Source organism: Mesorhizobium prunaredense, from assembly GCF_900156895.1.
GTDB classification, from domain to species: Bacteria; Pseudomonadota; Alphaproteobacteria; order Rhizobiales; family Rhizobiaceae; genus Mesorhizobium; species Mesorhizobium prunaredense.
Map to the genome: position 1 here is coordinate 42,674 of NZ_FTPD01000013.1, position 23,953 is coordinate 66,626.

At 62.7% G+C, this 23,953-nt stretch carries 22 protein-coding genes; 7 read left to right on the top strand and 15 right to left on the bottom strand.

Annotated elements, in window-relative coordinates; all coding sequences use genetic code 11:
* Positions 1-3 precede the first annotated feature (3 nt).
* On the top strand, positions 4-1,083 hold the full coding sequence (locus BQ8794_RS11070) for a glycosyltransferase (RefSeq protein ID WP_077376870.1): 1,080 nt from the start codon (positions 4-6) through the stop codon (positions 1,081-1,083).
* Positions 1,084-1,225: 142 nt separating this feature from the next.
* Here the strand turns inward: BQ8794_RS11070 and BQ8794_RS11075 are convergent, their stop codons facing one another.
* Together BQ8794_RS11075 and BQ8794_RS11080 are read right to left on the bottom strand one after the other, a co-directional pair.
* Positions 1,226-2,248 (bottom strand): phosphoribosyltransferase family protein, encoded by a 1,023-nt coding sequence (locus BQ8794_RS11075; protein WP_077376873.1) that lies wholly within the window; start codon positions 2,246-2,248, stop codon positions 1,226-1,228.
* A 38-nt stretch (positions 2,249-2,286) separates the two neighbouring features.
* Entirely contained in the window at positions 2,287-3,783 is a 1,497-nt protein-coding gene (locus tag BQ8794_RS11080) for an oligosaccharide flippase family protein (protein WP_077377473.1), read from the bottom strand.
* 190 nt (positions 3,784-3,973) lie between these two features.
* Between BQ8794_RS11080 and BQ8794_RS11085 the strand changes: the two genes are divergently transcribed.
* The 6 genes from BQ8794_RS11085 to BQ8794_RS11110 all read left to right on the top strand — a co-directional run bounded on the left by BQ8794_RS11085 (position 3,974) and on the right by BQ8794_RS11110 (position 11,674).
* Complete coding sequence (locus BQ8794_RS11085) at positions 3,974-5,143, top strand: glycosyltransferase family protein (RefSeq protein ID WP_077376876.1); 1,170 nt, start codon at positions 3,974-3,976, stop codon at positions 5,141-5,143.
* Between the two features lie 25 nt (positions 5,144-5,168).
* Positions 5,169-6,164, top strand: a complete 996-nt coding sequence (locus tag BQ8794_RS11090) for a glycosyltransferase family 2 protein (protein ID WP_425293533.1) — start codon at positions 5,169-5,171, stop codon at positions 6,162-6,164.
* A complete protein-coding gene (locus tag BQ8794_RS11095) occupies positions 6,164-7,114 on the top strand; it encodes a glycosyltransferase family 2 protein (protein ID WP_077376879.1) in 951 nt (316 codons plus the stop codon). Before BQ8794_RS11090 ends, BQ8794_RS11095 begins: the two co-directional genes overlap by 1 nt.
* Positions 7,104-8,072 carry a glycosyltransferase family 2 protein gene (locus BQ8794_RS11100; RefSeq protein ID WP_167378707.1) on the top strand — a complete coding sequence of 323 codons (969 nt, stop codon included), beginning with the start codon at positions 7,104-7,106 and terminating at the stop codon, positions 8,070-8,072. The genes BQ8794_RS11095 and BQ8794_RS11100 overlap by 11 nt, the downstream gene beginning before the upstream one ends.
* A 58-nt stretch (positions 8,073-8,130) precedes the next feature.
* A complete protein-coding gene (locus BQ8794_RS11105; RefSeq protein WP_023796734.1) occupies positions 8,131-9,027 on the top strand; it encodes a UTP--glucose-1-phosphate uridylyltransferase in 897 nt (298 codons plus the stop codon).
* Positions 9,028-9,292: 265 nt separating this feature from the next.
* On the top strand, positions 9,293-11,674 hold the full coding sequence (locus tag BQ8794_RS11110; protein ID WP_077376887.1) for a polysaccharide biosynthesis tyrosine autokinase: 2,382 nt from the start codon (positions 9,293-9,295) through the stop codon (positions 11,672-11,674).
* Between the two features lie 298 nt (positions 11,675-11,972).
* Here BQ8794_RS11110 and BQ8794_RS11115 read toward each other — a convergent pair whose 3' ends face one another.
* The 13 genes from BQ8794_RS11115 to BQ8794_RS11175 form a co-directional block, all read right to left on the bottom strand.
* Positions 11,973-13,055 (bottom strand): acyltransferase family protein, encoded by a 1,083-nt coding sequence (locus BQ8794_RS11115; RefSeq protein WP_077376890.1) that lies wholly within the window; start codon positions 13,053-13,055, stop codon positions 11,973-11,975.
* Positions 13,056-13,189: 134 nt separating this feature from the next.
* Positions 13,190-15,097: a propionyl-CoA synthetase gene (locus tag BQ8794_RS11120; RefSeq protein WP_077376893.1), complete on the bottom strand. Its 1,908-nt coding sequence runs from the start codon at positions 15,095-15,097 to the stop codon at positions 13,190-13,192.
* A gap of 198 nt (positions 15,098-15,295) precedes the next feature.
* Positions 15,296-16,282, bottom strand: a complete 987-nt coding sequence (gene dhaK, locus BQ8794_RS11125) for a dihydroxyacetone kinase subunit DhaK (RefSeq protein WP_077376896.1) — start codon at positions 16,280-16,282, stop codon at positions 15,296-15,298.
* 35 nt (positions 16,283-16,317) lie between these two features.
* Positions 16,318-16,743 (bottom strand): hypothetical protein, encoded by a 426-nt coding sequence (locus BQ8794_RS11130; protein WP_077376899.1) that lies wholly within the window; start codon positions 16,741-16,743, stop codon positions 16,318-16,320.
* Between the two features lie 8 nt (positions 16,744-16,751).
* Complete coding sequence (gene ptsP / locus BQ8794_RS11135; RefSeq protein ID WP_077376902.1) at positions 16,752-18,338, bottom strand: phosphoenolpyruvate--protein phosphotransferase; 1,587 nt, start codon at positions 18,336-18,338, stop codon at positions 16,752-16,754.
* The gene (locus BQ8794_RS11140; protein ID WP_023796727.1) at positions 18,322-18,624 is read right to left on the bottom strand and encodes an HPr family phosphocarrier protein; all 303 of its coding nucleotides are present in this window, start codon (positions 18,622-18,624) and stop codon (positions 18,322-18,324) included. The genes ptsP and BQ8794_RS11140 overlap by 17 nt, the downstream gene beginning before the upstream one ends.
* A gap of 21 nt (positions 18,625-18,645) precedes the next feature.
* Positions 18,646-19,035, bottom strand: a complete 390-nt coding sequence (gene dhaM, locus BQ8794_RS11145) for a dihydroxyacetone kinase phosphoryl donor subunit DhaM (protein ID WP_027151568.1) — start codon at positions 19,033-19,035, stop codon at positions 18,646-18,648.
* Positions 19,032-19,634: a dihydroxyacetone kinase subunit DhaL gene (dhaL, locus tag BQ8794_RS11150; RefSeq protein WP_077377479.1), complete on the bottom strand. Its 603-nt coding sequence runs from the start codon at positions 19,632-19,634 to the stop codon at positions 19,032-19,034. The genes dhaM and dhaL overlap by 4 nt, the downstream gene beginning before the upstream one ends.
* 65 nt (positions 19,635-19,699) lie before the next feature.
* Entirely contained in the window at positions 19,700-20,719 is a 1,020-nt protein-coding gene (locus tag BQ8794_RS11155) for an ABC transporter ATP-binding protein (RefSeq protein ID WP_077376905.1), read from the bottom strand.
* On the bottom strand, positions 20,712-21,824 hold the full coding sequence (locus tag BQ8794_RS11160) for an ABC transporter ATP-binding protein (protein ID WP_077376908.1): 1,113 nt from the start codon (positions 21,822-21,824) through the stop codon (positions 20,712-20,714). The genes BQ8794_RS11155 and BQ8794_RS11160 overlap by 8 nt, the downstream gene beginning before the upstream one ends.
* Before the next feature lie 3 nt (positions 21,825-21,827).
* Positions 21,828-22,034, bottom strand: coding sequence for a hypothetical protein (locus BQ8794_RS11165; protein ID WP_027151572.1), 207 nt, complete (start codon positions 22,032-22,034; stop codon positions 21,828-21,830).
* The gene (locus BQ8794_RS11170) at positions 22,031-22,981 is read right to left on the bottom strand and encodes a carbohydrate ABC transporter permease (protein ID WP_077376911.1); all 951 of its coding nucleotides are present in this window, start codon (positions 22,979-22,981) and stop codon (positions 22,031-22,033) included. The genes BQ8794_RS11165 and BQ8794_RS11170 overlap by 4 nt, the downstream gene beginning before the upstream one ends.
* On the bottom strand, positions 22,978-23,925 hold the full coding sequence (locus tag BQ8794_RS11175; RefSeq protein WP_077377482.1) for a carbohydrate ABC transporter permease: 948 nt from the start codon (positions 23,923-23,925) through the stop codon (positions 22,978-22,980). Before BQ8794_RS11175 ends, BQ8794_RS11170 begins: the two co-directional genes overlap by 4 nt.
* Positions 23,926-23,953 lie beyond the last annotated feature (28 nt).

Sequence of the window (23,953 nt, forward strand, 5' to 3'; positions counted from 1 at the left end):
ACCATGAAAGTGCTTTTTGCAGGCGGTAACGGTTACACGCCCCAGTTCAGCGGCGGTGTCCAGTCCAGCACCCATCATCTTGCCGAACAGTTGCGCGAGCGCGGGCATGAGGCTTCGGTGCTCGCCGCCCTGTTCGGCCAGGGCGTCTTCGGCTACAAGGCGCGCGCCAAGATGAAGCTTTTGAGGCAGCGCGCTGTCATCGACAGCTTTCCGGGCTATCCGGTCGTGCGCGCCTGGTTTCCCTGGGAGGCGGCGGGTTTTGCCGTCGAAAAGCTGAGGCCGGATGTCGCCGTGGTCCAGTGCCACAAGTCGGTTCCGATCGGCAAGGCGCTGCAGGCCGAAGGCGTGCCGCTGGTCGTCTATCTCAGGAATGTCGAGTTCCACGAATTGGGTGGCGATCTGCGCGAGCTGCATTCGGCGCTCTACATCGCCAATTCCGAGTTCACGGCGCGCACCTACAAGGCAAAATTCGATATCGATTCGACGGTTATACCGCCGACCATCAATCCCGCGCTCTACAGCACGCCGACGACAGGCGAGTTTGTCACGCTGATCAACCCCTATGAGGAAAAAGGTTTCGAGCTTGCGGTGCGCATCGCCGCCGCCTGCTCTGAAATCCCATTCCTATTCGTCGAAAGCTGGAAGCTTGACGATGATCATCGGGCCCGGATCGAGCAGACGATCGCGCCGCTCGGCAACGTCACGCTGGAGAGCCGGACCAACGACATGAAGACGGTCTACGGCCGCACGAAAATCCTGCTGGCTCCCAGCAAGTGGGAAGAGGCCTGGGGCCGGGTGGCGTCGGAAGCCCATTGCAGCGGCATTCCAGTCGTCGGCTCGCGTCGTGGCGGCCTGCCCGAAGCGATCGGCTCCGGTGGCGTGGTGCTGGATTACGATGCCCCACTCGCCGACTGGGTGGCGGTGGTCAGGCGTCTGTGGACCGACAGCCAGGAATATGGGCGGCTCTCAGCGGCGGCGCGTGCATTCTCCGAGCGCCCGGAACTCGAACCGGCGGGTCAGTTCGCGACCTTCTTCTCGATGTTGGAGAGGGCGACACGGCAGCCTTCGCGGCAAGCCGCCTAATGCATGTCGCCCAAAAGCATGCCCTCGGTTAGCGCGTATGGGGCCTGACCCGAGGGTGCGCAGCGGTTTTGCGACAACAACTGCATAAAACAAAACCTTAAGGCGCGCGTCGCGTGACGCGCTTTAAGTCCCGGAACCTGGTTCAAGCCGGTCGTTTGACACGGCTTTTCAGCGTCTCGTAACCGCGTTCGCCAAGCAGCGTGCGCGCGACGGTCTTGATTGCCGTCTTGCGCCCGTCAGGCGAACTGATCTGCCGCAACCTGCCCGGAAGGTTGCGCGCCGCCAGTCCAAGTGCCGGAAGTGATAGCGTGTCGGGATAAATTACCAGATGCGTTTCCACGCACAGCACCGGCTTGCCGGAAAGCTCGGCGATCTTGAGGGCCTGCTGGTGCTCGCTTTCGATGAACAGTATGGCATCGGATTTGCGGTAGAAATCGGCTTTGAAACTGCCATGCACGCCAAGCCGTTGCCGTTCTGCCTTGCTCGGCAGGTCAAGCATGATCAGCTTGTCGTATTCTATGCCGTGCTTTGCCAGCCATGCTTCGGTAAGCGAGCGGTATTTCTCGAGCCGGCTGGTGACGAGCCAGCCGATCTTGCGGGTCGGGCCAAACAGAGGCAGCGCTTCGCCCAGGAATTTCTCATAGGCGGGGCCGTCGTCGTTCTCTGCTTCGGTCGGGTCCAAGCAAAGCACGCCGTCAATGTCGACGCAGCATTGCGCGAGGAATTTGTGGTGCATGAAGTTCCATTGGAACATCCTTGGATGCGGCACGACCTCGAGGACGATGTCGGTTTCCTCGTGTTGGGGCAGCAGGCCAAACACCGCGGCAAAGGTGAAGTCCGCCTTGATGCCGGCGGCCTCTACCCGGCTGCGCGCCTCTCTCATGGCAGCGCCGCCGCTGACGCTGTCGTCGATCACCAGGACCTTGCGCATATCGGTCGCCTGGCGGTCGAGCGCGGCGCGGCGTTTGGTGACGCCCGAAGTATAGATCTTTCCCGCCAGGAAACTGTCCAGGTCGGTCATTGGAATGTTCGCCGTCAGGCTGAGCAGAGTGGCGGCGAGAATGCCGCTTCGCGGGACCCCGACCACCAGGTCGATGTCGCGCGGCAACCGGTGAAGGTTCCTGACAATCGCATCATTCATGTCGGAGATCGATCGGTAGTGCATGGGATCAGACCTGGTCCTTGTATGGATGTCCGTGCAAATTACTTCGCCTCGCTTGGTGCTGCCTTAGGCGCCCGTGCCGGCAGCAGTCTTAGGGCCTCCCGCAACGTCTCGCGGCCGGAAGCAAACGCCAGCGCGGTCATGACCGTGATCATGTAGGACAGCGCCACCGCGCTTGCCATCGCGACGATGTGCTGTTGCGGCAGCAGCGGCTTGGCGAACCAGATCGCGGCAAGCGCCAGATGCGCGCCAAGCACGAAGGGCGTTGCCGCGCGAAGTATATGGCTTGCCCGCAGCGGCCCGGTCTTGCCGATATACAGCCACAGAAAAGGCGTTCTGAGATACTCGCTGACCGCATAGGCGATCGCCACCCCCAGCGCGCCATAGGGCAGGCCGACCAGGAAGGCCAGCACCGACGTCAAGGCTGTTATGATGCCCCAGCGCATGAAATCGCCCGAGCGGCCCTGGCTGATGAAAAGCCATCCCGCCGGGTTGTTGAGCGGCTGCAGCAGCCCGGCAAAACCGAGCGCCAGGAAGATGCTGGAACTCTGCCGCCACTGCTCGCCGAGCACGAACGGTATCAGCATGTCGGCCATGGCGATGGCGAAGGCAACACCTGGAAGTGCGACCAGCAATATCAGCGGCATGACGCGAAGGTAAGCGCTGCGGTAGCGATCCGGCTCGTCCTTCAGCCTGGAAAGAGCCGGCACCATGACCTTCGACAGCGGGTTGGTGATCTGGCTCAACGGAAACAGAAGCAGCTTGTAGGCGCGGTCATAGAGTCCAAGCTGCGCTTCGCCCCAGTATTTTCCGATCAGCACATTGTCGAGATTTCGGGCAAAGAAGTTGGCGAAGTTGAACCCGGTGATGCCGGCGCCGAAATTGATCAGCTCGCTAATGCCGTTGACCTTGCGCGGCAGGCTGGGGCGCCATCGCGAGTTTGCCCAGTAGCAAAGCGTGGGCAGTACGGCTGCTGTCAGGGTGCCGGCAAAAAGCGCCCAATAGGAACGGTCTATGAAAGTCCAGGCGATCGATACGGCAAGGCCGGCAATGGCACTTGCGACGTCGATGATAGCCAAGCGGGCGAACTCCATTCGGCGTGTCAGCAGCGCCAGATGCTGGGCGCCCAGCCCATAGGCTATGATCTGCAGCCCGAGTGCTGCCACCAGGCCTGACACCCGCGGTTCGCCATAGAAGGCGGCGACCAGAGGCGCCGCGCCGGCAAGCACGCAGGCGAGCAATGCGCTAACCGCGACATTGACCCAGAAGAGATAATTGACCTCCTCATGCTTGATTTCGCTTTTCTGAACCGTCGCCTGGGTCAGGCCGAAATCCTGGAACAGCGCGATGAAAGCCAGCACAGGCGCGCACATCGCCACGACGCCGAAGTCCTGCGGCGAGAGCAAGCGCGACAGCACGATGACGGAGACGATCTGCGTCGCAACCCGCACCGATTGCGCCAAAGCCGTAATGATAGCGCCGCGTCCGACCGATCTGCGGAGAGAGCCCTCTGGCGGGTCGAATGCATTGGCTTGCAAATTCAGGGTCCCTGATTTCGTGCCGGTCCCGGAGTCCCGACCCATGCCCGATGCTGCCATCAAACTACGGCAATAATTTTGCAGCGCAACAAAAAACGTCGATCCCTGCTACGCTGCACCAAAAATGTTGCGATGCAGCACGAGCTGTACTAGGATTCTTTCGGGTGGGCCAACAGCGGTCGAGTTTTTCATGCTGCATGTCTTGTACTTGGTGCACGACGTCTCCGACCCGGCAGTGCGCCGGCGGATCATAATGCTCAAGGCAGGCGGCGCCCAGGTCACACTGGCGGGCTTTCGCCGGTCAGCAAGCCCGATCGCCGAGGTCGAGGGCTTGCATCCGATCGATCTTGGCGCAACGCGCGATGGCCGATTCGCCCAACGGCTGGCAGCGGTCACCAAGGCGGCGGTTTCGATCGGGTCGAAACTCGGTTCGATGCCGAGACCCGACCTCATCATCGCGCGCAATCTGGAAATGCTGGCGCTTGCCCGGCGTGCCAAATCGGCATTCCAGGCAACCGTGCCGATCGTCTATGAGTGTCTCGACATCCATCGTCTGATGCTTCGCGACGATTTTCTGGGCAAGGCGATGCGCGGCGCGGAGCGCTATCTGGCCAGGGATGTAAAGCTGCTAGTCACCAGTTCGCCGGCCTTCATCGCAAACTATTTCAAGCCGTTCGGGCAGATTGCCGCGCCGGTCGAACTGCTCGAAAACAAATATTTCGAGCCTGCCGCGGTTTCGCTGAATGATCGCATGGCGGCGGAGCCCGTCGCTCCGCCTTGGCGGATCGGCTGGTTCGGCGCGCTCCGATGCCGCCGCTCCCTGGAGCTGCTGGCCAAATTTTCCCGACGACTCGAGGGTCGCTTCGAAATCATCCTAAGGGGCCGTCCGGCGCTTTCCGAATTTCCGGATTTCCACGGTTTCGTCGAATCTGAGCCCTGGCTCTCGTTTGGCGGACCCTATCGGAATCCCGAGGATATGGCTACGATCTACCGTCAGGTCCATTTTTCCTGGGCCATCGATTTTTTTGAGCAGGGGCTGAATTCCGAATGGCTGCTGCCCAACCGCCTCTACGAGGGCTGCCGCTTCGGCGCCGTGCCGATCTCGATGGGCCACACCGAAACCGGCCGGTTCCTCGACCAGCAGGGAATCGGTGTTCTTTTGCCTCAAGCCACGCCCGAGGCACTCGAGGCCGCCTTGGGCGAGTTGGAGGAGCATCGTTTCGGGAAATTGCGGGAGCGTGTTCTTGCCCGCAATCCGCGAACCTGGAGCCACGATCGCGGCGATTGCCGGGCGCTCGTCGAGAAGCTTCGCGGGTTGACGGTCGCGCCCGGTTCATATGCTGCCGAGGCACTGGCTTAGGATGGCTAGGGAAGGACATGGGCCGATGATGCAGACCGAAATGCCGTCCAACCTGATCGTGATTCCGTGCCTGAACGAAGCGGCTCACATCGGTGCGCTTGTTCATGAGCTTCGACCGGCCGCCGAGAGGCTCGGCGCCCGGATCATCGTTGCCGATGGCGGTAGCACGGACGGCACCAGGGCGATCGTCGAGGAGATCGCCGGGAAGGATCCGAGGATCATCCTTCTTGACAATGAAAAGCGCCTCCAGAGCGCGGCGATCAATCTCGCCATCGCCAGGTACGGCGATGGGGCTGAATATTTCATTCGCATCGACGCGCATGGCGGCTACCCACCGGATTATTGCGACCGGCTGATCGAAGAGGCGCTGGCCACCGGCGCCGATTCGGTCGTCGTCTCGATGCTGACCAGCGGCAGCGGCACAGTGCAGAACGCGGTTGCGGCTGCACAGAATTCCAAGCTCGGCACGGGCGGCTCCAAGCACCGGCATCTCTCGGCGGGAGAGTGGGTCGACCACGGTCACCATGCGCTGATGCGGATTTCGGCGTTCAAGGCGGTGGGCGGCTATGACGAGACGTTCAGCCACAACGAGGATGCGGAGTTCGACTACCGGCTGCGCAAGGCCGGCTACCGGATCTGGATGAGCGGCAAGACGCAAATGATCTATTACCCGCGCTCGTCGCTCGCCGGCCTCTATTTCCAGTATCTCGGCTATGGCCGCGGCCGGGCAAAGAACGTTCTCAAGCACCGCATGATACCGAAGGTCCGGCAGATGGTGCCGCTCCTGGTGTTCCCTGTCGTCCTTCTCTCTGCCTTTTTCTTCGTGCATTGGCTGGCAGTCATGCCGATTCTGGTGTGGGCGTCGGTTTGTCTCGGCTATGGCGTGAGGATGGCCATCAGCCAGCGCAATCCGGACAGCGCCCTTGCCGGGATTTCGGCAATGGTCATGCATTTCGGCTGGTCCGTCGGTTTCTGGCTGCAACTGCTTGGACCGCGATCGCAGCGTAGGAGGGTGGCATAGTGGGTGTGGCCGAAAAAAACCGCAGCGTCGACGTCTGCGTCTGCACGTTTCGGCGGCCGGAGCTTGCCGACACGCTTCGCTCGGTAGCCGCCCTGGACGTGCCTTCGGGATTCGACATCCGTGTCATCGTCGCCGACAATGATGACGGGCCGACGGCCGAACTGCTGGTGGCGACGCTGGCGGAGACGCTGAAGCTGCCGATCAGCTATCGTCATTGCCCGGCACGCAACATCTCGATCGCCCGCAATGCCTGCCTCGACGCCAGCACGGCGGATTTCGTCGCCTTCCTCGACGATGACGAAACGGCATCGTCCAGATGGCTCGTCGAACTGGTTGCGACGGCGGACTTGAGTGGCGCTGCCGCCGTGCTCGGGCCAGTGCGGGCGCGCTATCGGCCGGATGCGCCCAACTGGATGCGCCGCGGCGATTTTCACTCCACCTTGCCCGTCTGGGTGGGCGGCGAGATCCGTAGCGGCTACACCTGCAACGTCCTGCTCAGGATGGGCGCCGACAGCCTCCGCGGTCGGCGATTCAGCCTGGCGCGTGGCCAGACCGGCGGCGAGGACACCGAATTCTTCGACCATATGGTCAAGGCCGGCGGTCGCATCGCCTTTTCGCCGCAGGCCTGGGTCGATGAAGTGGTGCCGCGCGCCAGGGCGGCTTTCGACTGGCTCCGTCGCCGCCGGTTCCGCGTCGGGCAGACGCATGGGCACCTGCTGGGGCGCGACGCGCGTGGCCTCGCGCTGGTCAGGCAAGTCGGCCTCGCCTCGGCAAAGGCGGTTTTTTGTTTCGCATCGGCAATCCCGGTCGCCATCAGTCCCGTGCGTAGGAACCGCAGCGTGCTTCGCGGCATCATGCATGTCGGCGTCGTGAGCGGTCTTGTCGGCGTGCGTGAAATCCGCCAATACGGCCTGCCCTCGCCGCAGGAAGGTGGCAAGCGTGCAGCCTGACGTCACCTTTGTCATTGCCGCCTACAATTCGGAGCTGACCATCGAGCGGGCGATCGCCAGCGCCATCGCCCAGCGCGATGTCAGCGTCGAGGTGATCGTCGTCGACGACCAGTCGCGCGACCGGACGCTCGATCTGGCGCGATCCTACCCCGAAGACATCGTGCGCGTCGTCGCACTTGAGCAAAACCGCGGTCCAGGCGGCGCCAGGAATGTCGGCCTTGAGCTTGCCCGCGGCAGGTGGGTGGCGGTCCTCGATTCCGACGACGCGGTCTATCCCGGGCGGATCTGCACCATGATTGAACGCGCCGAGAAAGCGGGCGCCGCGATCGCAGTCGACAATCTCCAGGTCGTTCGCGAGGACGGTGTTGCCGAAGAGACGATGTTCCCGGCCGACTATCTCGAGGGTTTGAGTGAAATCTCGCTGGCGGACTATATTGCTGGCAATGTGGTCTTCGAATCCAGGTTCAATCTCGGCTATCTCAAACCGATCTTCCAGCGCCGGTTTCTGAACGAAAACGGGCTTCGCTATGACGAAAGCCTGATCATCGGCGAGGACTACATCCTGCTGGCCAGTGCTCTGGCCAAGGGCGGCAAGTGCGTGGTCGAGCCGACGACCGGCTATGTCTACCATATCCGGACCGGCTCCATTTCCCGCGTGCTCGAACTTCATCACGTCGAGGCGATGCGTAAGGCCGACCTCGTTTTCGCCAGAACCCATTCGATGGACGCAAAGGCCGCAGCCGCTTTCGCAAGGCGCACGCGCAGCCTGCGCAAGGCGGCGTCGTTCCTTTCTCTGGTCCAGCACATCAAGGCGCGATCCCCACTCAAGGCGGTGTGGACGGCGCTCAGCGATCCGGCGGCGGTTTGGCATATGGGCATGCCGATCGCCGTTCGGCTGCGAAGGGTGGCGGCGCAATTTGCCGTGGGTGCGGGGGAGGTGAAGGGTGCAGGCAGCTGAAAGATAGTTTTCGCGGCCTGCGACAGGTTGAAGTCGATCTCCTCAGAAGGAATATGCAATGAAGAAAGTCAGGAAGGCAGTCATACCGGTAGCGGGGCTTGGAACGCGATTCCTGCCGGCGACCAAGTCGATGCCGAAGGAAATGCTGCCGGTCGTCGACAGGCCTGTCGTGCAATATGCGGTGGACGAGGCGTTCGAAGCCGGCATCGAGCACATCGTCTTCGTGACGGGCCGCAACAAGGCGGTCATAGAGGATTATTTCGACCTGCATCCAGAATTGATCGGAACTTTGGAGCAGACCGGCAAGACAGCGCAGCTTCAGGCGCTGGAAAGCCTGCTTCCCGTGGCTGGTGCGACGAGCTTCATCCGGCAGCAGTCGCCGCAAGGTCTCGGCCATGCGGTATGGTGTGCCCGGGAAGTCATCGGCGATGAGCCCTTCGCATTGCTGTTGCCGGACATGGTGTCCTTCGGCGGCCGCGGATGTCTCGCTGAAATTGCGGACCTCTATGCGCAGACCGGCGGAAACGTCATCGCTGTCGAGCGCTGCGACCCGACCGAGACCAGCAAATACGGCATCGTCGGCTGCGGCGCCGATGTCGGCTCGGGCTTCGAGGTCACCGCCATGGTCGAAAAGCCGGCTCCGGCGAATGCGCCGTCGAACTACTACATCAACGGCCGTTATATCCTGCAGCCCGAGATATTCGGGCTGCTCGGCAATCAGCAGCGCGGCGCCGGCAATGAGATCCAACTGACCGACGCCATGGTCCGCCTTGCGCAAAGCCAGGCTTTCTTCGCCCAGCCCTTCAACGGCCGGATGTTCGATTGTGGCTCGAAAGAAGGGTTCATCCAGGCCAATGTCGCCTTCGCGCTGGCGCGCGACGACATGAAGGGACCGATCTTCGAGATGCTTCAGGAGTTCGTCCGGTTGCATGAGCGCCGGGTGGAAGCCGCATAAAGCCCATTTTTTTGGGAGCAAGCATATGAATGGTGACGTAAGACATGCCGATATGTTTGGCTGCCCAGGTCCCGCGGTGGCTGGCATGAAGCTTGCGTTGGGCATATGCTGATGCTCCCGATCTGCTCTAGCGCCTGCAAACGAGAGCAGCGGACCCGAGTGGAGACAGGGTTTGAGAAAATCCGAGGCTCAAACAAAGATAGAGCGGCGGCGCGTTCGACTTGAGAGACCGCCGCTCTAGATGCAAACTTGAATTGGACCGAAGATGAATTATGCCAATTTTCCTCTCGACAAGAGGAAACCATTGCCGAGTTCGGACCCAGTCAGCGCCGACGATTTCATCGATGTCGAGCGCCTGCTCGGCATGGCAGCAAGGCAGGCAAAGGTGGTTGCGGCATGCGCTGCCATCGGTCTTTTTCTGGGCGTGCTCTATTTGCAGACCACGCCTCCCACCTACATGGCGACGAGCCGTGTGCTGATCGACGAAGGGTTGAACAAGGTCGTCGACGAGGTCTCGGCGGCGTCGGTCAGCATGCAGACCGACTCCGCCATTCTGAGCCAGATCGAAATACTCCACTCGGCGAGACTGGCGGCGGTGGTCGTCGACAAGCAGAAGCTCGATCAGAACGACGCTTTCATGGACCCTCCGACGTCGGCCGTGTCGAAGGCTTCCGGTTTTGTGCGCGGCGTGGTCCGGTATTTCCGTCCCAATCCCGCCGTGGGTACGGCCGACGTTACTCAGCTTGATCCGGCGACGCGTGACGCGATGATTGCCTCGTCACGCCGCGATTACGCAATCCTCAAACTGCAGGACGAGGTGCAAGCCGAGCGTATCGGTCGAAGCTATGTGATCTCCATCGCCTACCAGGCGACGGACCCCGCACTTGCGACCGCGGTCACCAAAGCCTATGCCGACGCCTATCTCGCCGATCAGCTCGATGCGAGCTTCGATGCGACCGAGCGGGCGGCGGTCTGGCTGCAAGGCCGGCTGACGGAGCTTCGCGAAAGCTCCCAGGCAGCGGCGCTCGCCGTCGAGAAGTTCAGGGCCGAACATGGACTGGCCGTCGATGACGGCCAGTTGATCAGTGACAAGCAACTGTCGGACCTCAATGGCCAGCTCATTGAGGCGCAGGCCGATACCGCCCGCGCCAGCGCCCGCTACCAGCAATACAAGTCGATCGTCGAAAGCGGTTCGGACAACGCGTTCAGGGACGCGGCCATATCCGCCGACCAGCCGAGCAACTCGATCATTTCAACGCTCAAGACCCGCTATCTCACTGTCGCCAAGCGGCAGCAGGATATCGAAGCCAATTTTGGGGCTGAGCATCCCCAGGCGGTCGCGCTTGCCAAGGAAAAGGCCGACATATCGGCGCAGATATTCGGCGAGCTGAAGCAATTGACCGAAAGCTACCGCAATGAATACGAAGTCGCTCTCGCGCGCGAGACGGCGCTCCGCGCGAATGTCGCGTTAGCGGCTGGCAAGAGTTCCATCGACAACCAGTCGCAGGTCAAGCTGCGCGAACTGGAGCAGAAGGCAACGGCGCTCTCGACGCTCTATCAGACGTTCCTTGGCCGCTACGAGGAAGCCTCCCAGCAGCAATCCTTCCCGGTCGGCAAGATCCGCGTCATCTCGGACGCGACGCTGCCGAAGTCCGCGGCAACCCCGCGCACGTCCATAGTGCTGGGACTTTCGCTCGTGCTTGGCGTGATGTTGGGAGCCGGGGTTGGTGGCCTGAATGAGTTCAGGGAGCGGTTCTTCAGGACCGGCGAAGACGTTCGCGATCGCGTCGGCCTCAAATTCCTCGGCTACCTGCCGATCATTGGCAGCAAGGTCGCCAAGGACGACAAGCGCGATGACGGTCAGTCGGATATCAAAAGCGCCCAATCACCGTCGGCGGCTGAAAGACGCGCGCGCATGCGGGTGAGCATAGACGCCCCGGCATCGATGTTTTCCGAGACGCTGCGCAGCGCCAAGATTGCCTTCGACGTGGTGATGGAAGGGCAGGGCAGCCGGGTCATCGGCGTGATTTCGGTCCTTCCCGGCGAGGGCAAGTCGACCGTGGCGGCGAATCTGGCCGGATTGCTTGCCGCCAACGGGTCGAAAACGCTGCTGGTGGACGGCGACCTGCGCAACCCCGGCCTCAGCCGCAGCCTTGGCATGGAGGCCGAGCAAGGCCTGATGGAAGCGGTGGTGAGCGGGCAGACCTGGCAGTCCGTCGGCAAGATCGACCGGCAGACCAAGCTGGCGATCGTCCCGGCTGTGCCGCGCGGTCATTTCTCGCACACAAGCGAGCTTCTTTCGTCGGCCGGGATGCGGCGTTTCATAGACAATGCCAAGGAGACCTTCCAGTACATCATCGTCGATCTGCCGCCGCTCGGCCCCGTGGTCGATGCCAAGGCCTTTGCTCCGCTTGCCGACGGCTTCGTGCTCGTGACCGAGTGGGGGCGCACACCGCGTGCGATGGTGCAATCCATATTGAGTTCGGAATCCTATATCGCCAACAAGATCGTCGGCGTGGTCCTCAACAAGGTCGATTTGAAGAAGCTGGCGAAGTATGGATCGATCGGCGGCTCGGAAAAATTCTTCGACAGATATTCGTCATACTATCTGGAGAAGTCGGAAGCGCGGACGAAGGTGAACAGCTGAGGCCGGTCTGTAGGACCGATATTGAGCAGATCGTCGTCTTCCGCCGCCAGGCTTGATACCGGGCCCGGGGCCGTCGTGAGCGAAGACGAATGCGCCTCGAACAGACCATGACCGGCAGCCTGCGCACGAGCCGGTAGAGGGAATGACGTTCCTTTTGGTGCCGGTCGATTTCATCGCTTGATCAGTAGAGGTCGCCGAGCCGCGACGGGTCGCGCAAAAGCGTGTGCGCCCTGCATTGTGCCGGACATTCCTCCGTAGGACGTTTGCAGCCAGGAACCGGCGTGACAACGCTGGCGCGTTACGCCGCCTTGAGACGGTAGCGGAAGATGGTGTGGTCGAGCAGAAGCCGGATGCGCGGTTCGGCCTCGATCGCAATCAGCCAGCTCGCGGCGATCATGGTCGCCCCGACGATCACCACCGAAAGCAGGTATGGCACTCCCGATCGCATCAAGGCGCCGAGAATGGCTGCGCCGACGACATTATGGATCAGATAGAGAGGGTAGGTCATCAGGCCGATCCGGCGCCAGCCGCGCCAGGACAGGTCGAGCCGTAACGACCACGCCATCAGCGCCATGGCAGCGAGGAACAGGACGATCGGCGGCCCGTAGGGCATCGCGGCTTCGACCTTGATGCTGCGGACGTCGACAGCACTTATGATCTGCAGCACGCCGCCGGCCAGGAACAAGGCGCAGAAGACAAGGCGGGCGGGCGTCACTGCCTTGAAACGCATCAGCCAGAACAGCACACCTGTCGCGAAAAAACATCCGTGATGCACCAGGAGCAGGTCGAGCCAGCGCGCCTCGGCAAGGTCCGACCAGTCGAATGGATAGTACAGGCACCAGAAAAGCGTGCTGATCGCGCCGAGCGCAACTGCCACCGCTTCCATCAGGTCGAAGCGGCCGAGCCGCAGCATGATCCAGACGATGGCATAAAAGGCGATCTCGATGCCGAGCGTCCAGTAGACGCTGTCGACCCAGGGGTTGAACGGAACGAACAGAGCGGTACGTATGAGCGTGGTGACAGCGTCCGTCGGCCAACTGAGATCGACGAGAAGCAGCACCATCGCGGTGACTGGTGCGCAGATCCAGACGGCCGGTGCCAATCGTTTCACCCTTGCCTCGAAAAACCGCAGCGGTGTCGAATGCTCGGCGCTGAAGGCGATGACGAAGCCGCTGATGACGAAGAATATCTGGACGCCGACCCATCCGAATTGGACCAGCCCACCTATTTCCGGATGCGGCGGGATGCCGCCCGTCGCGCGCGCCGAAACGCCCTCGGGGAACGCCCACAGCCAGAAGCCGTAGTGGTAGAACATCACGAGGACAGCGGCGAGAAAACGCAGGATGTCGACGCCGCCGAATGTGGTTTTTTGCTGAGCCATGCCGTGCCTTCGGAATGGCCCCCCACGCAGAGGTTTAAGGGCTATTGCTGCATTGCACAACAGACGATTGCGTTGCGGGATGAATTCGTGATTTCGTCCGAAGCCGCGATCGGCCTGCCGCGCTCCGAAAGCAACTAAAGCCCGATTCCGCGTCCCTTCAGCGCCGCGGCGATTTCGTCGAGAATGACCGGGTCGTCGATGGTCGCCGGCATCGTCCAGTCTTCCTTGTCGGCAATCTTCTGCATGGTGCCGCGCAGGATTTTGCCGGAGCGCGTCTTGGGCAGGCGCTTGATCGTGACCACCGTCTTGAAGGCGGCGACCGGGCCGATCCGCTCGCGGACCAGCGTGACCACCTCGGTCTCAATAGTGCCGCTGTCACGCGTGACACCGGCATTCAGCACGACGAAGCCGAGCGGCACCTGGCCCTTCATCGCGTCGGCGATGCCGACGACGGCGCATTCGGCAACGTCCGGATGCGCGGCCAGTACCTCCTCCATTGCGCCGGTCGACAGCCGGTGGCCGGCGACATTGATGATGTCGTCGGTGCGGGCCATCACGAACAAATAGCCGTCCTCGTCCATCATGCCGGCATCCGCCGTCTTGTAGAATCCGGGGAACTCCTCGAGATAGGCTTGGCGAAACCGGTCATCGGCATTCCACAGCGTCGGCAGGCAGCCGGCCGGCAGCGGCAGCTTGACCACGACATTGCCCAACGTGCCGCGCGGCACTTCGTGGCCGGCATCGTCGAGCACACGGATGTCGTAGCCGGGCATCGGAACCCCGGGCGAGCCGTATTTCACCGGCAGTAGCCCCAATCCGGCTGGGTTGATCGTCATCGGCGAGCCCGTCTCGGTCTGCCACCAATGGTCGATTACCGGCACGTTCAATTTCTGCTCCGCCCATTTGATGGTTTCCGGATCGGCGCGCTCGCCGGCGAGAAACAGCGTGCGGAATTTCGACAGGTCGTATTTCGGGACGAATTCGCCCTTGGGGTCCTGTCCCTTGATGGCGCGGAATGCGGTCGGCGCGGTGAACAGGGCGACCACGCCATGCTCTGATATCACCCGCCAGTAGGTGCCGGCGTCGGGCGTACCGACCGGCTTGCCCTCGAACAGGACGGTCGTGCAGCCATGCAGCAGCGGGCCGTAGACGATGTAGGAATGGCCGACCACCCAGCCGACGTCGGAAGCCGCCCAGAACACCTCGCCCGGATTGACGCCGAACTCGTTCTCCATCGACCATTTCAGCGCAACCATGTGGCCGCCATTGTCGCGCACGATGCCCTTGGGCTGGCCGGTCGTTCCGGACGTGTAAATGATGTAGAGCGGGTCGGTGGCGAGCACCGGAACGCAGTCGACATTGGCGCCCGCGGCCCGCTCGCGGGCGACAGCGTCGGCATAGTCGATGTCGTGGTTCTCCTTTAGCTCGCAGCGCAGCTGATCGCGCTGCAGGATGAGGCAGGCTTCGGGCTTGTGCCGAGACATCTCGATCGCCTTGTCGAGCAGCGGCTTGTAGGCGACGACGCGCCCGGGCTCGAGGCCGCAAGAGGCGGAAATGATCAGCTTCGGCCTGGCGTCGTCGACGCGCGTGGCGAGCTCGTGCGACGCAAAGCCGCCGAAGACGACCGAATGCACGGCGCCGATCCGGGCGCAGGCAAGCATGGCAAACGCAGCTTCCGGCACCATCGGCATGTAGATGATGACCCGATCGCCTTTTTGGACGCCGCGGTTCTTCAGCACCGACGTCAGCGCGACCACCTCGCGTTTCAATTCGGCATAGGTGAATTTCCTGACAGCGCCGGAAATCGCGCTGTCATGAATCAGCGCGATCTGATCGGCGCGGCCACCCGCCACGTGGCGGTCGACGGCGTTGAAGCAGGTGTTGCAGGAGGCGCCGCCAAACCAGCGCCCATAGACGCCGGCATTCGGATCGAAGACCGTGTCGAACGGCGAGAACCAGTCGATGGCCTTGGCCGCATCCGCCCAGAATTTTTCCGGATCGCGTTTCCAGCCGTCATAGACCTCGTGGTAGCGTGACGCCATCCAGCTTTCTCCCAGGAATGTTTCTGTCCTTGGAAATAGCGTATGCTGCTTTTGCAAGCACGTGCAAATTCGTCTTGGCGACCTCGCTTTGGTCGAAATGGACGTGACCGCCGCTTTATCGCCGCAACCGGCCAGGTGCGTAGAATGCGCCTGCTTGCTTAAGACTGTTCCTATAGCCGTGGCGCGGTGTTGGCCGTGCTACATCCCCCGGCGCAGCGCAGCCGTATGCACCGGTGCGTCCCACAATGCGGTCGTCTCGTCGTCGAGCATGGTCAGCGTGATCGAGCAGCCGGCCATGTCGAGCGATGTCACATAGGACCCGACCAGTGAACGGGCGACCGTCACGCCGTTTTTCTCGAAGATTTTTCGGGCGCTGTTGTACATCAGGTAGAGCTCCATCAGCGGCGTGCCGCCGAAGCCGTTGACGAAAAGCAGCGCCGGACCTTTTGCCTGGTCACCCAGATCGCCAGATATAGCCGCGCAAATCTCCTCGGCGATGGCGTCGGCGCTCTTCAATGTGTCGCGGCGGCGCCCGGGTTCGCCATGGATGCCGACGCCGAACTCCATCTCGCCGTCGCCAATATCGAAGGTCGGCCTGCCGGCGGCCGGTACGGTGCAACTGGTCAGCGCAACGCCCATCGAGCGCGTTGCTCCATTGACGCGCTCACCGAGCGTCTTCAACGGCTTCAATGCCATGCCTTGCTCGGCCGCGGCGCCGAGGATCTTTTCGACCACCAGCGTGCCGGCAACGCCGCGCCGGCCAGTGGTGTAGGAGGAGTTCTCGACCGCGACGTCGTCATTGGTCACCACTTGCATCACGCCCTCCGACATTTCGGCGGCCATGTCGAAATTCATCACGTCGCCCTCGTAGTTCTTGACGATGAACAGGCAGCCGGCACCGGTGTTGACCGCTTCCGCGGCCGCCATCATCTGGTCCGGCGTCGGCGAGGTGAACACTTGGCCGGGGCAGGCGGCATCCAGCATGCCATGCCCGACCAGCCCGCCATGCAGTGGCTCGTGGCCAGAGCCGCCCCCGGAAATCAGCGCCACTTTGCCCGGCTTGAGTGTCCTGCGGCGCACGAATTTATGCTCGTCGCCAAGCACAAGGATATCGGCATGGGCGGCAACGAATCCGTCGAGGCTTTCGGTCAGCACCGTGTCCACAGAATTCAGAAACTTCTTCATGGCCGTCTCTCCCCAAATAGCTGAACGTGGCGCGACTATATCCCGCCCTTGCCGGCGATGCTGGTGATCTTCTGGATGAAATCGTTGACCGCCCTGTCGAGCGCCGCGTTCTGTTTGTCGTCGCCGAAATCGGGAACGATGAGCGAAACATGCCGCGTCTTGCGCATGCCGGATGCCAGCGACATTTTTCCCGGATGCGCCTGATGGTAGGCGGCAAGAAAATGGTCGCGTTCGGCCGGGCTGAAATGGCAGACGGCGAAAATAGCCGGCAAATGTTTTGACGGGATCGGGATCGAGTAGGCCGGGCTGGAAATCTGGGTGACGAAGCTGCGATGCTTGCCCAACGCGTCGGCCAGGCGCTGGCGCATGCCGGACGGACGCTGGTCGAGGACCTGCGACAGGATCGTCTTATAGGCGCGGATCGCCTCTTCGGAGCCGGCTTCAGGTGTCTTGCCGGCCATGCCGCTGCCTAGATCGAGACGTCCGCAATGGCCGCCTTGGCCATTGCGAGTTGGGCGGGAACCACGGAAAGGTCGCGCAGGCCGGCCTCGATCAGCGCCGGGATCGCCGCCGGATCGCCGCCGGCGTCGCCGCACAGGCTGACCGGAATCCTTTGCGCGCGGCCGAACGCCGCAACCGAGGCGATCAGCCGAAGCACGGCCGGGTTCCTGACCGAATTGAGATGCGCGACCGACGCGTTGTCGCGCGCCGCCGCCATCACATACTGGGTCAGGTCGTTCGAGCCGATCGAGAAGAAGGCGACCTCGGCAAACGCCTCAGGAGCGATCGCCACCGACGGCACCTCGACCATGATGCCGAGCGGCGGTATTTTTTGCGCGACGCCGCGCGTCGCAAGCGCGGCCTGCTCTTCCGCGAAGAGCACAGCTGCTCGCTGATACTCGTCCCACACGGCGACCATCGGGAACATCACCTTGAGATTGCCATGCAAGGCGGCGCGCAGCAGCGCCCTGATCTGCACCCGAAAAACCTCCGGTCTCGCCAGCGATAGCCTGATGCCGCGCAGGCCGAGAAACGGATTGCCTTCTTCGACGGTGAAGCCCGGCACCGGCTTGTCGCCGCCGGCGTCCACGGTGCGAATGGTCACCGGTTTATTCCCGGCCCATTCGAGCACCTTGCGGTAGGCGCGATACTGCGTTTCCTCGTCCGGCAGCGTCTTGCCGAACAGAAATTCGGTCCGCATCAGCCCGACGCCGTCGCAGGTCGAGACATCGATACCGTCGACATCGGACGGATCGGCGATGTTGACCTGCACCCGCACCGCCGTGCCGGCTTTCGTCACTGCCGGCCGGGTCAAAAAAGTTTCCGCCCTGTCGCGACGTGCCGCGAAAGACGACGACGATTGCCGGAACGCCTCGACCTCTGCCCTTGTTGGCGCCAACACGATGCCGCCATGCTCGGCATCGAGCAGGGCGACGCCGGCAAGGTGAGCCGGCGAAGCACCGAGCCCCACGACCATAGGCACGCCGCGCGAGCGCGCCAACATGGCGACGTGGCTGGCGGCACTGCCCGCCTTCAGCGCAATGCCGCCGCCGGCGCTCCAGTCGGTTTCGAGAAAGCGCGTCGGCGCGATGTCATCGCCGTAGAAGATGGCGCCTGCCGGCGCGGCAGCCGCGCTGTCCTCGGTCAGCGCGCGCAGCACCTGGTCTCTGATGTCGCGCATGTCGGCGGCGCGCGCCCGGAAATAATCCTGATCTGACGTTTCGTAGCCGACAATTTCGGCGTCGAGCGCCTGCCGCCATGCCGCATCGGCCGGCTGGCCGGCGGCAATCGCGGCAAAGGCCGGGCCGGTCAGCGCATCGTCCTCCAGCATGGCGAGCTGGAATTCGAGAATGTCGGCGGCATCGCCCTCGGTCGCCTGGATCAGCTTGGCAAGCCGGCCTGTCGCTGTGCCGATTGCCGTTTCGAGCGCGAGCCTCTCGTCAGCTGCGGTCGCTTTACTTCTATAGCGCGCGACAACCGGCTCGAGGTTGAACAGCGGCCCTTCGGCATAGCCGGCCGAAGCCGGGATCCCCTTAAGCTTAAGCGGTTCGGGCATGGTCCACGCCCTCGTCGAAGTCGCGCCGCACCAGCTCGACGAGCGCGCCGACCGCCTCGCCGGCACCGTCGCCCTTGGCTCTGATATGCAGCACCGTACCTTTCGGCGCCTTGGCCGCCATCACCTTGACGATGCTCTTGGCGTCGAACCAAGGCCCGTTGGCGGCGAGCGCCACTTCGACTTCGGCCGAAAACGTCTTGGCGAGCTTGGTGAATTTCACCGAAGGGCGTGCATGCAGGCCGACCTCATGGGTGATCAGAACGGTGGCTTCGGCGGATGCGGACATGCTGTCAAAATTCCTGTTCATTCACGATGGCGACAATTCGTGTGCTGTCGCCACCACTTCCCTGAGCGAAGCGCCGCCGGACGCCTCCGTCGCCGCCATCACCGCGCCCTCGACGATCGGCGCGTTGCAGACGATGATCTTATGCGCGCGCGGCTCGCCGATCATCTCGACCGCCATCTCGCTGTTGGTCTCGGCGCCGCCAAGATCGACAAGTATGGCGACACCCGCCTCCGACCAGGCCTTGTCGATCGCGCCCATGATCGCCTCGACATTGGTTCCCAGCCCGCCATGGCCGTTTCCGCCGCACCATGCAAGCGGCACTTCGTCGCCGACCATCTGGCGCACCATGTCGGCCGTGCCCTCGGCGACCAGCGGTGAATGCGATACGATGACGATGCCGACATTGCTCATGCTTGCCCCTCGATGGTCGCAGTGACAGCCCGCACCAGAAGCGCGGTCGAGCGTGCCCCGGCATCCATATGGCCGATGGAGCGGTCGCCGAGAAACGAGGCGCGCCCGCGCAAGGCCTTCATCGGCACGGTGGCATCGGCAGCACTGTCAGCGACATCGGCGATTTCCGATCCGGTCTTTCCCTGCAGCAGGGCATCATGCACCGGCTGCAGCACGTCGAGCATGGTCTTCTGCCCAACCTGCGACTTGCCACGTGCCGCCACCGCCTCGATCGCCTTGCCGAACGCTGCCATCAGATTGGCGCGATCCGGCTCTGCGGAAATTTCCTTGCCGAGCGCCATGAACAGCGTCCCGAACAAGGGGCCCGAAGCCCCGCCGACAGTCATCACCAGCTTGGTGCCGATCGCCTTCAGAGCGTCCGGCAGCGGCTTTATCGCGAACGTGTCGGCCTCGGCGCGCACTGCCTCGAAGCCGCGCTTCATGTTGAGCCCATGGTCGCCGTCGCCGATCGCCTGGTCGAGCGCGGTCAGCTCTTCGGCGTGAGCGGCAATCGTGTCGGCGGTGACGGATATCAGCGTCTTCAGGTCAAGCTTGTCCATCATCCCGGTCTTGTCCAGTGTCGCAGTCTTGTCCCGTGTCCCGTTCTTTTCCAGTGTCCCAGGGCTCATCGGTTTGCAATCCTGTTTCCGGCCTGGTCGAAGAACAGCGGCGCCCGGTAGCGGATAGTCACCCTGTCGCCCTTTTCCAATTGGATGTCGGGGTCGGTCAGCGTCACCAGCTTTCTGCTTCCCACCGTCACATGCAGGTGGTTCTGGTCGCCCAGATGCTCGACCCAGTTAACAACGCCGTCGGCGGGGCCATTCGATGCCTTGCCGATCGACAGATGTTCTGTGCGCGCGCCGATCGTTTTGGTTCCCGCCGGCATGTCGCCATCCGGCAGCAGGCCGGTCGGCAACAGATTGATCGCCGGCTGGCCGAGCCTTGCGGCGACATGAAGGTTTGCCGGCTCCGAGTAGATGGTGCGTGGCGTGCCGATCTGCGCCAGCACGCCGTCGGCGAGAATGCCGATGCGATCGGCCATCGTCATCGCTTCGATCTGGTCGTGCGTGACATAAAGCATGGTGGCGCCGACCTCGGCCTGGATGCGCTTCAGTTCGAGCCGGAGGTCGGCGCGCAGCTTGGCATCGAGCGACGACAATGGCTCGTCCATCAGGTAGATCGAAGGCTTGCGCACCAAAGCGCGGCCGATGGCGACGCGCTGCATCTCGCCGCCGGAAAGTTTGGTGGAGCGGCTGGAGAGCTTGTGATGGATGCGCACCATCTTGGCCACATCCTCGACGCGGCGGCGCACCGCGTCCTCGCTCAGCCGCCGCGCCGGCGAGCGCAGCGGAAAGGCCAAATTGTCGTAGACCGACAGATGCGGATAGAGCGAATATTGCTGGAAGACGAAGGCCGTGTCGCGCTCGGCCGGCGACAACATTGTCGCATCGCGGCCGCCGATATGGATCGAGCCCGCGTCCGGCCGTTCCAATCCGGCGATCAGCCGCAGCGTCGTCGTCTTGCCGGCGCCGGTCGGGCCGAGTAGCACGACGAATTCGCCATCGGCGACGTGCAGATCGAGAGTGTCCACCGCGACATGCTCGCCGAAGCTCTTGGTCACGCTCTTGATGTGCACGTCAGCCATGATGCGCTCTTCCCTGGGAAGCCGCGTCATGGATTGCGGTTCGCACCGCGCGGCCGGAGCCCTTCTCGAACAGCGACAGCCGTGCGCTGCTCAGCGCCAGGCCGACATGGTCGCCCGCATTGAGCCGGATTTCGGCCGGCACCCGCGCCTTGATGATGCCGCCTGATGTCTCCACCGCAACGATCTGCGTGGTGCCGAGGTATTCGGTGCCATAGATGGCGCCGCGCAGCTTCGACGCGTCGTCGAAGCGGATGTGTTCCGGTCGGATGCCGAGCGCCATCTCGGCCGGCGCGATGTCCTCACGCACCTCCGGCACTGCCACCTTGGCGCCTTGCACCACGATCTCCCTGGCGCCCTTTGAAAGCCCGCCGCCGAAGCCGAGAAAATTCATCGGCGGCGAGCCGATGAAATCGGCGACGAACATGGTCGCCGGCCGGTCGTAGATTTCGCGTGGCGTGCCGAACTGCTCGATGACGCCGTGGTTCATAACCGCGATCTTGTCGGCCATCGACATCGCTTCCATCTGATCATGCGTGACATAGACCGTGGTGGCGTGGATGCGGTTGTGCAGTTCGCGCAGCTCATGGACCATGAGATCGCGGAATTCGGTGTCGAGCGTGCCGAGCGGCTCGTCCATCAGGAAGCATTTTGGCCGCCGCACGATGGCGCGGCCGAGTGCGACGCGCTGGCGATCACCGCCGGCAAGGCCGGAGACCGATTTGTTGAGCAGATGGTCGATGCGCAACAGCTTCGCCGTCTCTTCGACGCGCTGGCGGATTTCGATGCCTGGCATGCCTTGTGCCAACAGTGGGAAACCGATGTTCTTGCGCACATTCATGTGCGGATAGAGCGCGAACAGCTGGAAGACGAAGGCGATGTCGCGCTCGCGGGCACGCCGCATGGTGACGTCCTCGCCACCGAGCAGGATCTTGCCGCCGGTCGGCAGTTCGAGCCCGGCAATCATGCGCAACGTCGTCGTCTTGCCGCAACCCGACGGCCCCAGCATGACGAAGAACTCGCCATCCCCGACGACGAAGTTGGAATCCTGCACGGCGACGAAATCGCCGAATGCCTTCCTCAGATGCTCGACCCTGATCTCCGCCATCGTCTACTCCGGAAACTTCGAGACGATGATGAACATCGCCGTGCCGGCCAGCATGGTGATGAACGAATAAGTGTAGAGCGACAGCGCGAACGGCTGGAACAGCATCAGGAAGCCAATGGCTATGATTACTGTGGCGATGTTCTCCATCAATCCGCGCCTCGCCCAGACCGGCCAGCGCGACTTGCGTTTTGCGGGTTGGGTCATGCTCATTTGCGCACCGCGCCGAAGGTGATGCCGCGCAGCAACTGCTTGCGAAGCAGGATGGTGAAGACCAGGATCGGCACCAGGAAGATCGTCGTGCCTGCGGCGACCGCCGGCCAGTCCTGGCCGCCTTCGCCGATGATCGTGGGGATGAAGGGCGGTGCGGTCTGCGCCGTGCCCGAGGTCAAAAGGGCGGCGAACGCATACTCGTTCCAGGCGAAGATCAGGCAGAAGATGGCGGTCGCGGCAATGCCGGTGGTCGCCTGCGGCAGCACGGTGCGCCAGAAGGCCTGCAGCCGCGTATAGCCGTCGATCATCGCCGCTTCCTCATATTCGCGCGGGATCTCGTCGATGAAGCCCTTCAGTAGCCACACCGCAAGCGACACGTTGACCGCGGTGTAGAGCAGGATCATGCCGAGCGCGGTGTCCGACAGGCCAAGCTCGCGATACATCAGGTAGATGGGAATAGCGACCGCGATCGGCGGCATCATCCGCGTCGACAGGATGAAGAACAGGAGATCGTCGGCCAACGGCACCTTGAAGCGCGAGAAGCCATAGGCCGACAACGTGCCGAGGAACACCGCGCAGAAGGTCGAGCCGAAGGCGATGATCAGCGAATTGATGAAGCGCGGCATGAAGTTGGACGGGCCGGCGATCACCATGTTGCGCTTGCGCACGGTCTCGTCGCAGACGCCCGTCGCCGGTCCCAGCGAGTTGATGTATTCCGGTGTCTGCCGTGTGCGGGTCGAGAACAAATTGCAGTAGCCCTCGAGGCTCGGCTGGAACAGGATCTTTGGCGGATAGGCGATTGAGTCCGGCGGTGTCTTGAAGCTGGTGGCGAAGATCCACAGCAGCGGCACGATCGAGATCAGCGCGTAAAGCACGATGATCGTGCCGGCGACGCGCTTCGAAATGGCCGAGGGTGCGACGACCGAATGGGCTGACGTCAGGCTCATCTCTGCTTCACCTTGTTGAGCGCCTTGACGTAGATGTTGGCAAGTCCGAACACCGCGACGAACAGGATGATGGCGAAGGCCGAGGAATAGCCGGTCCGCCAGCTTTCGAAGGCCTGCCGCTTCAGCGTGATCGAGGCGACTTCGGTGGTCGAGCCGGGTCCGCCGCCGGTGAGCAGGTTGACCATGTCGAACATCTTGAAGTTCTCGATACCGCGAAACAGCACCGCCAGCATGATGAAGGGCAGCGCCATCGGCAGCGTGATCGACCAGAACTGCCGCCAGTTGGAGGCACGGTCGACCTCGGCTGCCTCGTAGATGTATTCGGGGATCGAGCGCAGGCCGGCGAGACAGATCAGCATCACGTAAGGCGTCCACATCCAGGTGTCGACGATGACGATCGACCACGGCGCCAGCGACACGTTGGAGAGCATGCCGATCTGCGTTGCCGGAATGCCGGTGACGAACGAGATGGCATAGGCGAACAGGCCGATCTGCGGCTCGTAGAGGAAGCGCCAGAAATTGCCGACGACTGCCGGCGACAGCATCATCGGCACCAGAATGATGGTCGTCCAGAAGGCGTGGCCGCGAAACTTCCGGTCGATCAGCCAGGCCAGCGTGAAACCGATCAGCGTCTGCAGCAGGATGGTCCAGAACACGAAATGCGCCGTCGTCTGCATGGCGATCCAGATGTCCTGGTCGCCGAGGATGCGTTTGTAGTTGGCAAGGCCGACATTCCTGACCACCTCGTTCGGACGGTTGGCGCGGTAGTTGGTGAAGGACAGATAAATCGCCCAGAACAGCGGGAAGATATTGATGGCGAGCAGCAACAGGATCGTCGGCGAGATGAACAGCCAAGCGAGGCCCTTGTCGCTGATGCCCCGGACCTTGCGGGCCAACGGCTCAGGCGTAGCCCGGGCAACGCTGTCCGCAGTCCGATTGAGCATGGTCAGTCCCGCTTCGGTCACTTGGGTT

What these genes read in the sequence shown, in the direction of transcription:
- BQ8794_RS11160 (WP_077376908.1), bottom strand. Translation starts at nt 21,824, where the DNA reads ATGGCGGAGATCAGGGTCGAGCATCTGAGGAAGGCATTCGGCGATTTC.
- BQ8794_RS11070 (WP_077376870.1), top strand. Translation starts at nt 4, where the DNA reads ATGAAAGTGCTTTTTGCAGGCGGTAACGGTTACACGCCCCAGTTCAGC.
- BQ8794_RS11115 (WP_077376890.1), bottom strand. Translation starts at nt 13,055, where the DNA reads ATGGCTCAGCAAAAAACCACATTCGGCGGCGTCGACATCCTGCGTTTT.
- BQ8794_RS11170 (WP_077376911.1), bottom strand. Translation starts at nt 22,981, where the DNA reads ATGAGCCTGACGTCAGCCCATTCGGTCGTCGCACCCTCGGCCATTTCG.
- BQ8794_RS11175 (WP_077377482.1), bottom strand. Translation starts at nt 23,925, where the DNA reads ATGCTCAATCGGACTGCGGACAGCGTTGCCCGGGCTACGCCTGAGCCG.
- BQ8794_RS11140 (WP_023796727.1), bottom strand. Translation starts at nt 18,624, where the DNA reads ATGTCCGCATCCGCCGAAGCCACCGTTCTGATCACCCATGAGGTCGGC.
- BQ8794_RS11075 (WP_077376873.1), bottom strand. Translation starts at nt 2,248, where the DNA reads ATGCACTACCGATCGATCTCCGACATGAATGATGCGATTGTCAGGAAC.
- BQ8794_RS11155 (WP_077376905.1), bottom strand. Translation starts at nt 20,719, where the DNA reads ATGGCTGACGTGCACATCAAGAGCGTGACCAAGAGCTTCGGCGAGCAT.
- BQ8794_RS11130 (WP_077376899.1), bottom strand. Translation starts at nt 16,743, where the DNA reads ATGGCCGGCAAGACACCTGAAGCCGGCTCCGAAGAGGCGATCCGCGCC.
- BQ8794_RS11085 (WP_077376876.1), top strand. Translation starts at nt 3,974, where the DNA reads ATGCTGCATGTCTTGTACTTGGTGCACGACGTCTCCGACCCGGCAGTG.
- BQ8794_RS11165 (WP_027151572.1), bottom strand. Translation starts at nt 22,034, where the DNA reads ATGAGCATGACCCAACCCGCAAAACGCAAGTCGCGCTGGCCGGTCTGG.
- ptsP (WP_077376902.1), bottom strand. Translation starts at nt 18,338, where the DNA reads ATGCCCGAACCGCTTAAGCTTAAGGGGATCCCGGCTTCGGCCGGCTAT.
- BQ8794_RS11120 (WP_077376893.1), bottom strand. Translation starts at nt 15,097, where the DNA reads ATGGCGTCACGCTACCACGAGGTCTATGACGGCTGGAAACGCGATCCG.
- BQ8794_RS11090 (WP_425293533.1), top strand. Translation starts at nt 5,169, where the DNA reads ATGATGCAGACCGAAATGCCGTCCAACCTGATCGTGATTCCGTGCCTG.
- dhaM (WP_027151568.1), bottom strand. Translation starts at nt 19,035, where the DNA reads ATGAGCAATGTCGGCATCGTCATCGTATCGCATTCACCGCTGGTCGCC.
- dhaK (WP_077376896.1), bottom strand. Translation starts at nt 16,282, where the DNA reads ATGAAGAAGTTTCTGAATTCTGTGGACACGGTGCTGACCGAAAGCCTC.
- BQ8794_RS11105 (WP_023796734.1), top strand. Translation starts at nt 8,131, where the DNA reads ATGAAGAAAGTCAGGAAGGCAGTCATACCGGTAGCGGGGCTTGGAACG.
- BQ8794_RS11110 (WP_077376887.1), top strand. Translation starts at nt 9,293, where the DNA reads ATGAATTATGCCAATTTTCCTCTCGACAAGAGGAAACCATTGCCGAGT.
- dhaL (WP_077377479.1), bottom strand. Translation starts at nt 19,634, where the DNA reads ATGGACAAGCTTGACCTGAAGACGCTGATATCCGTCACCGCCGACACG.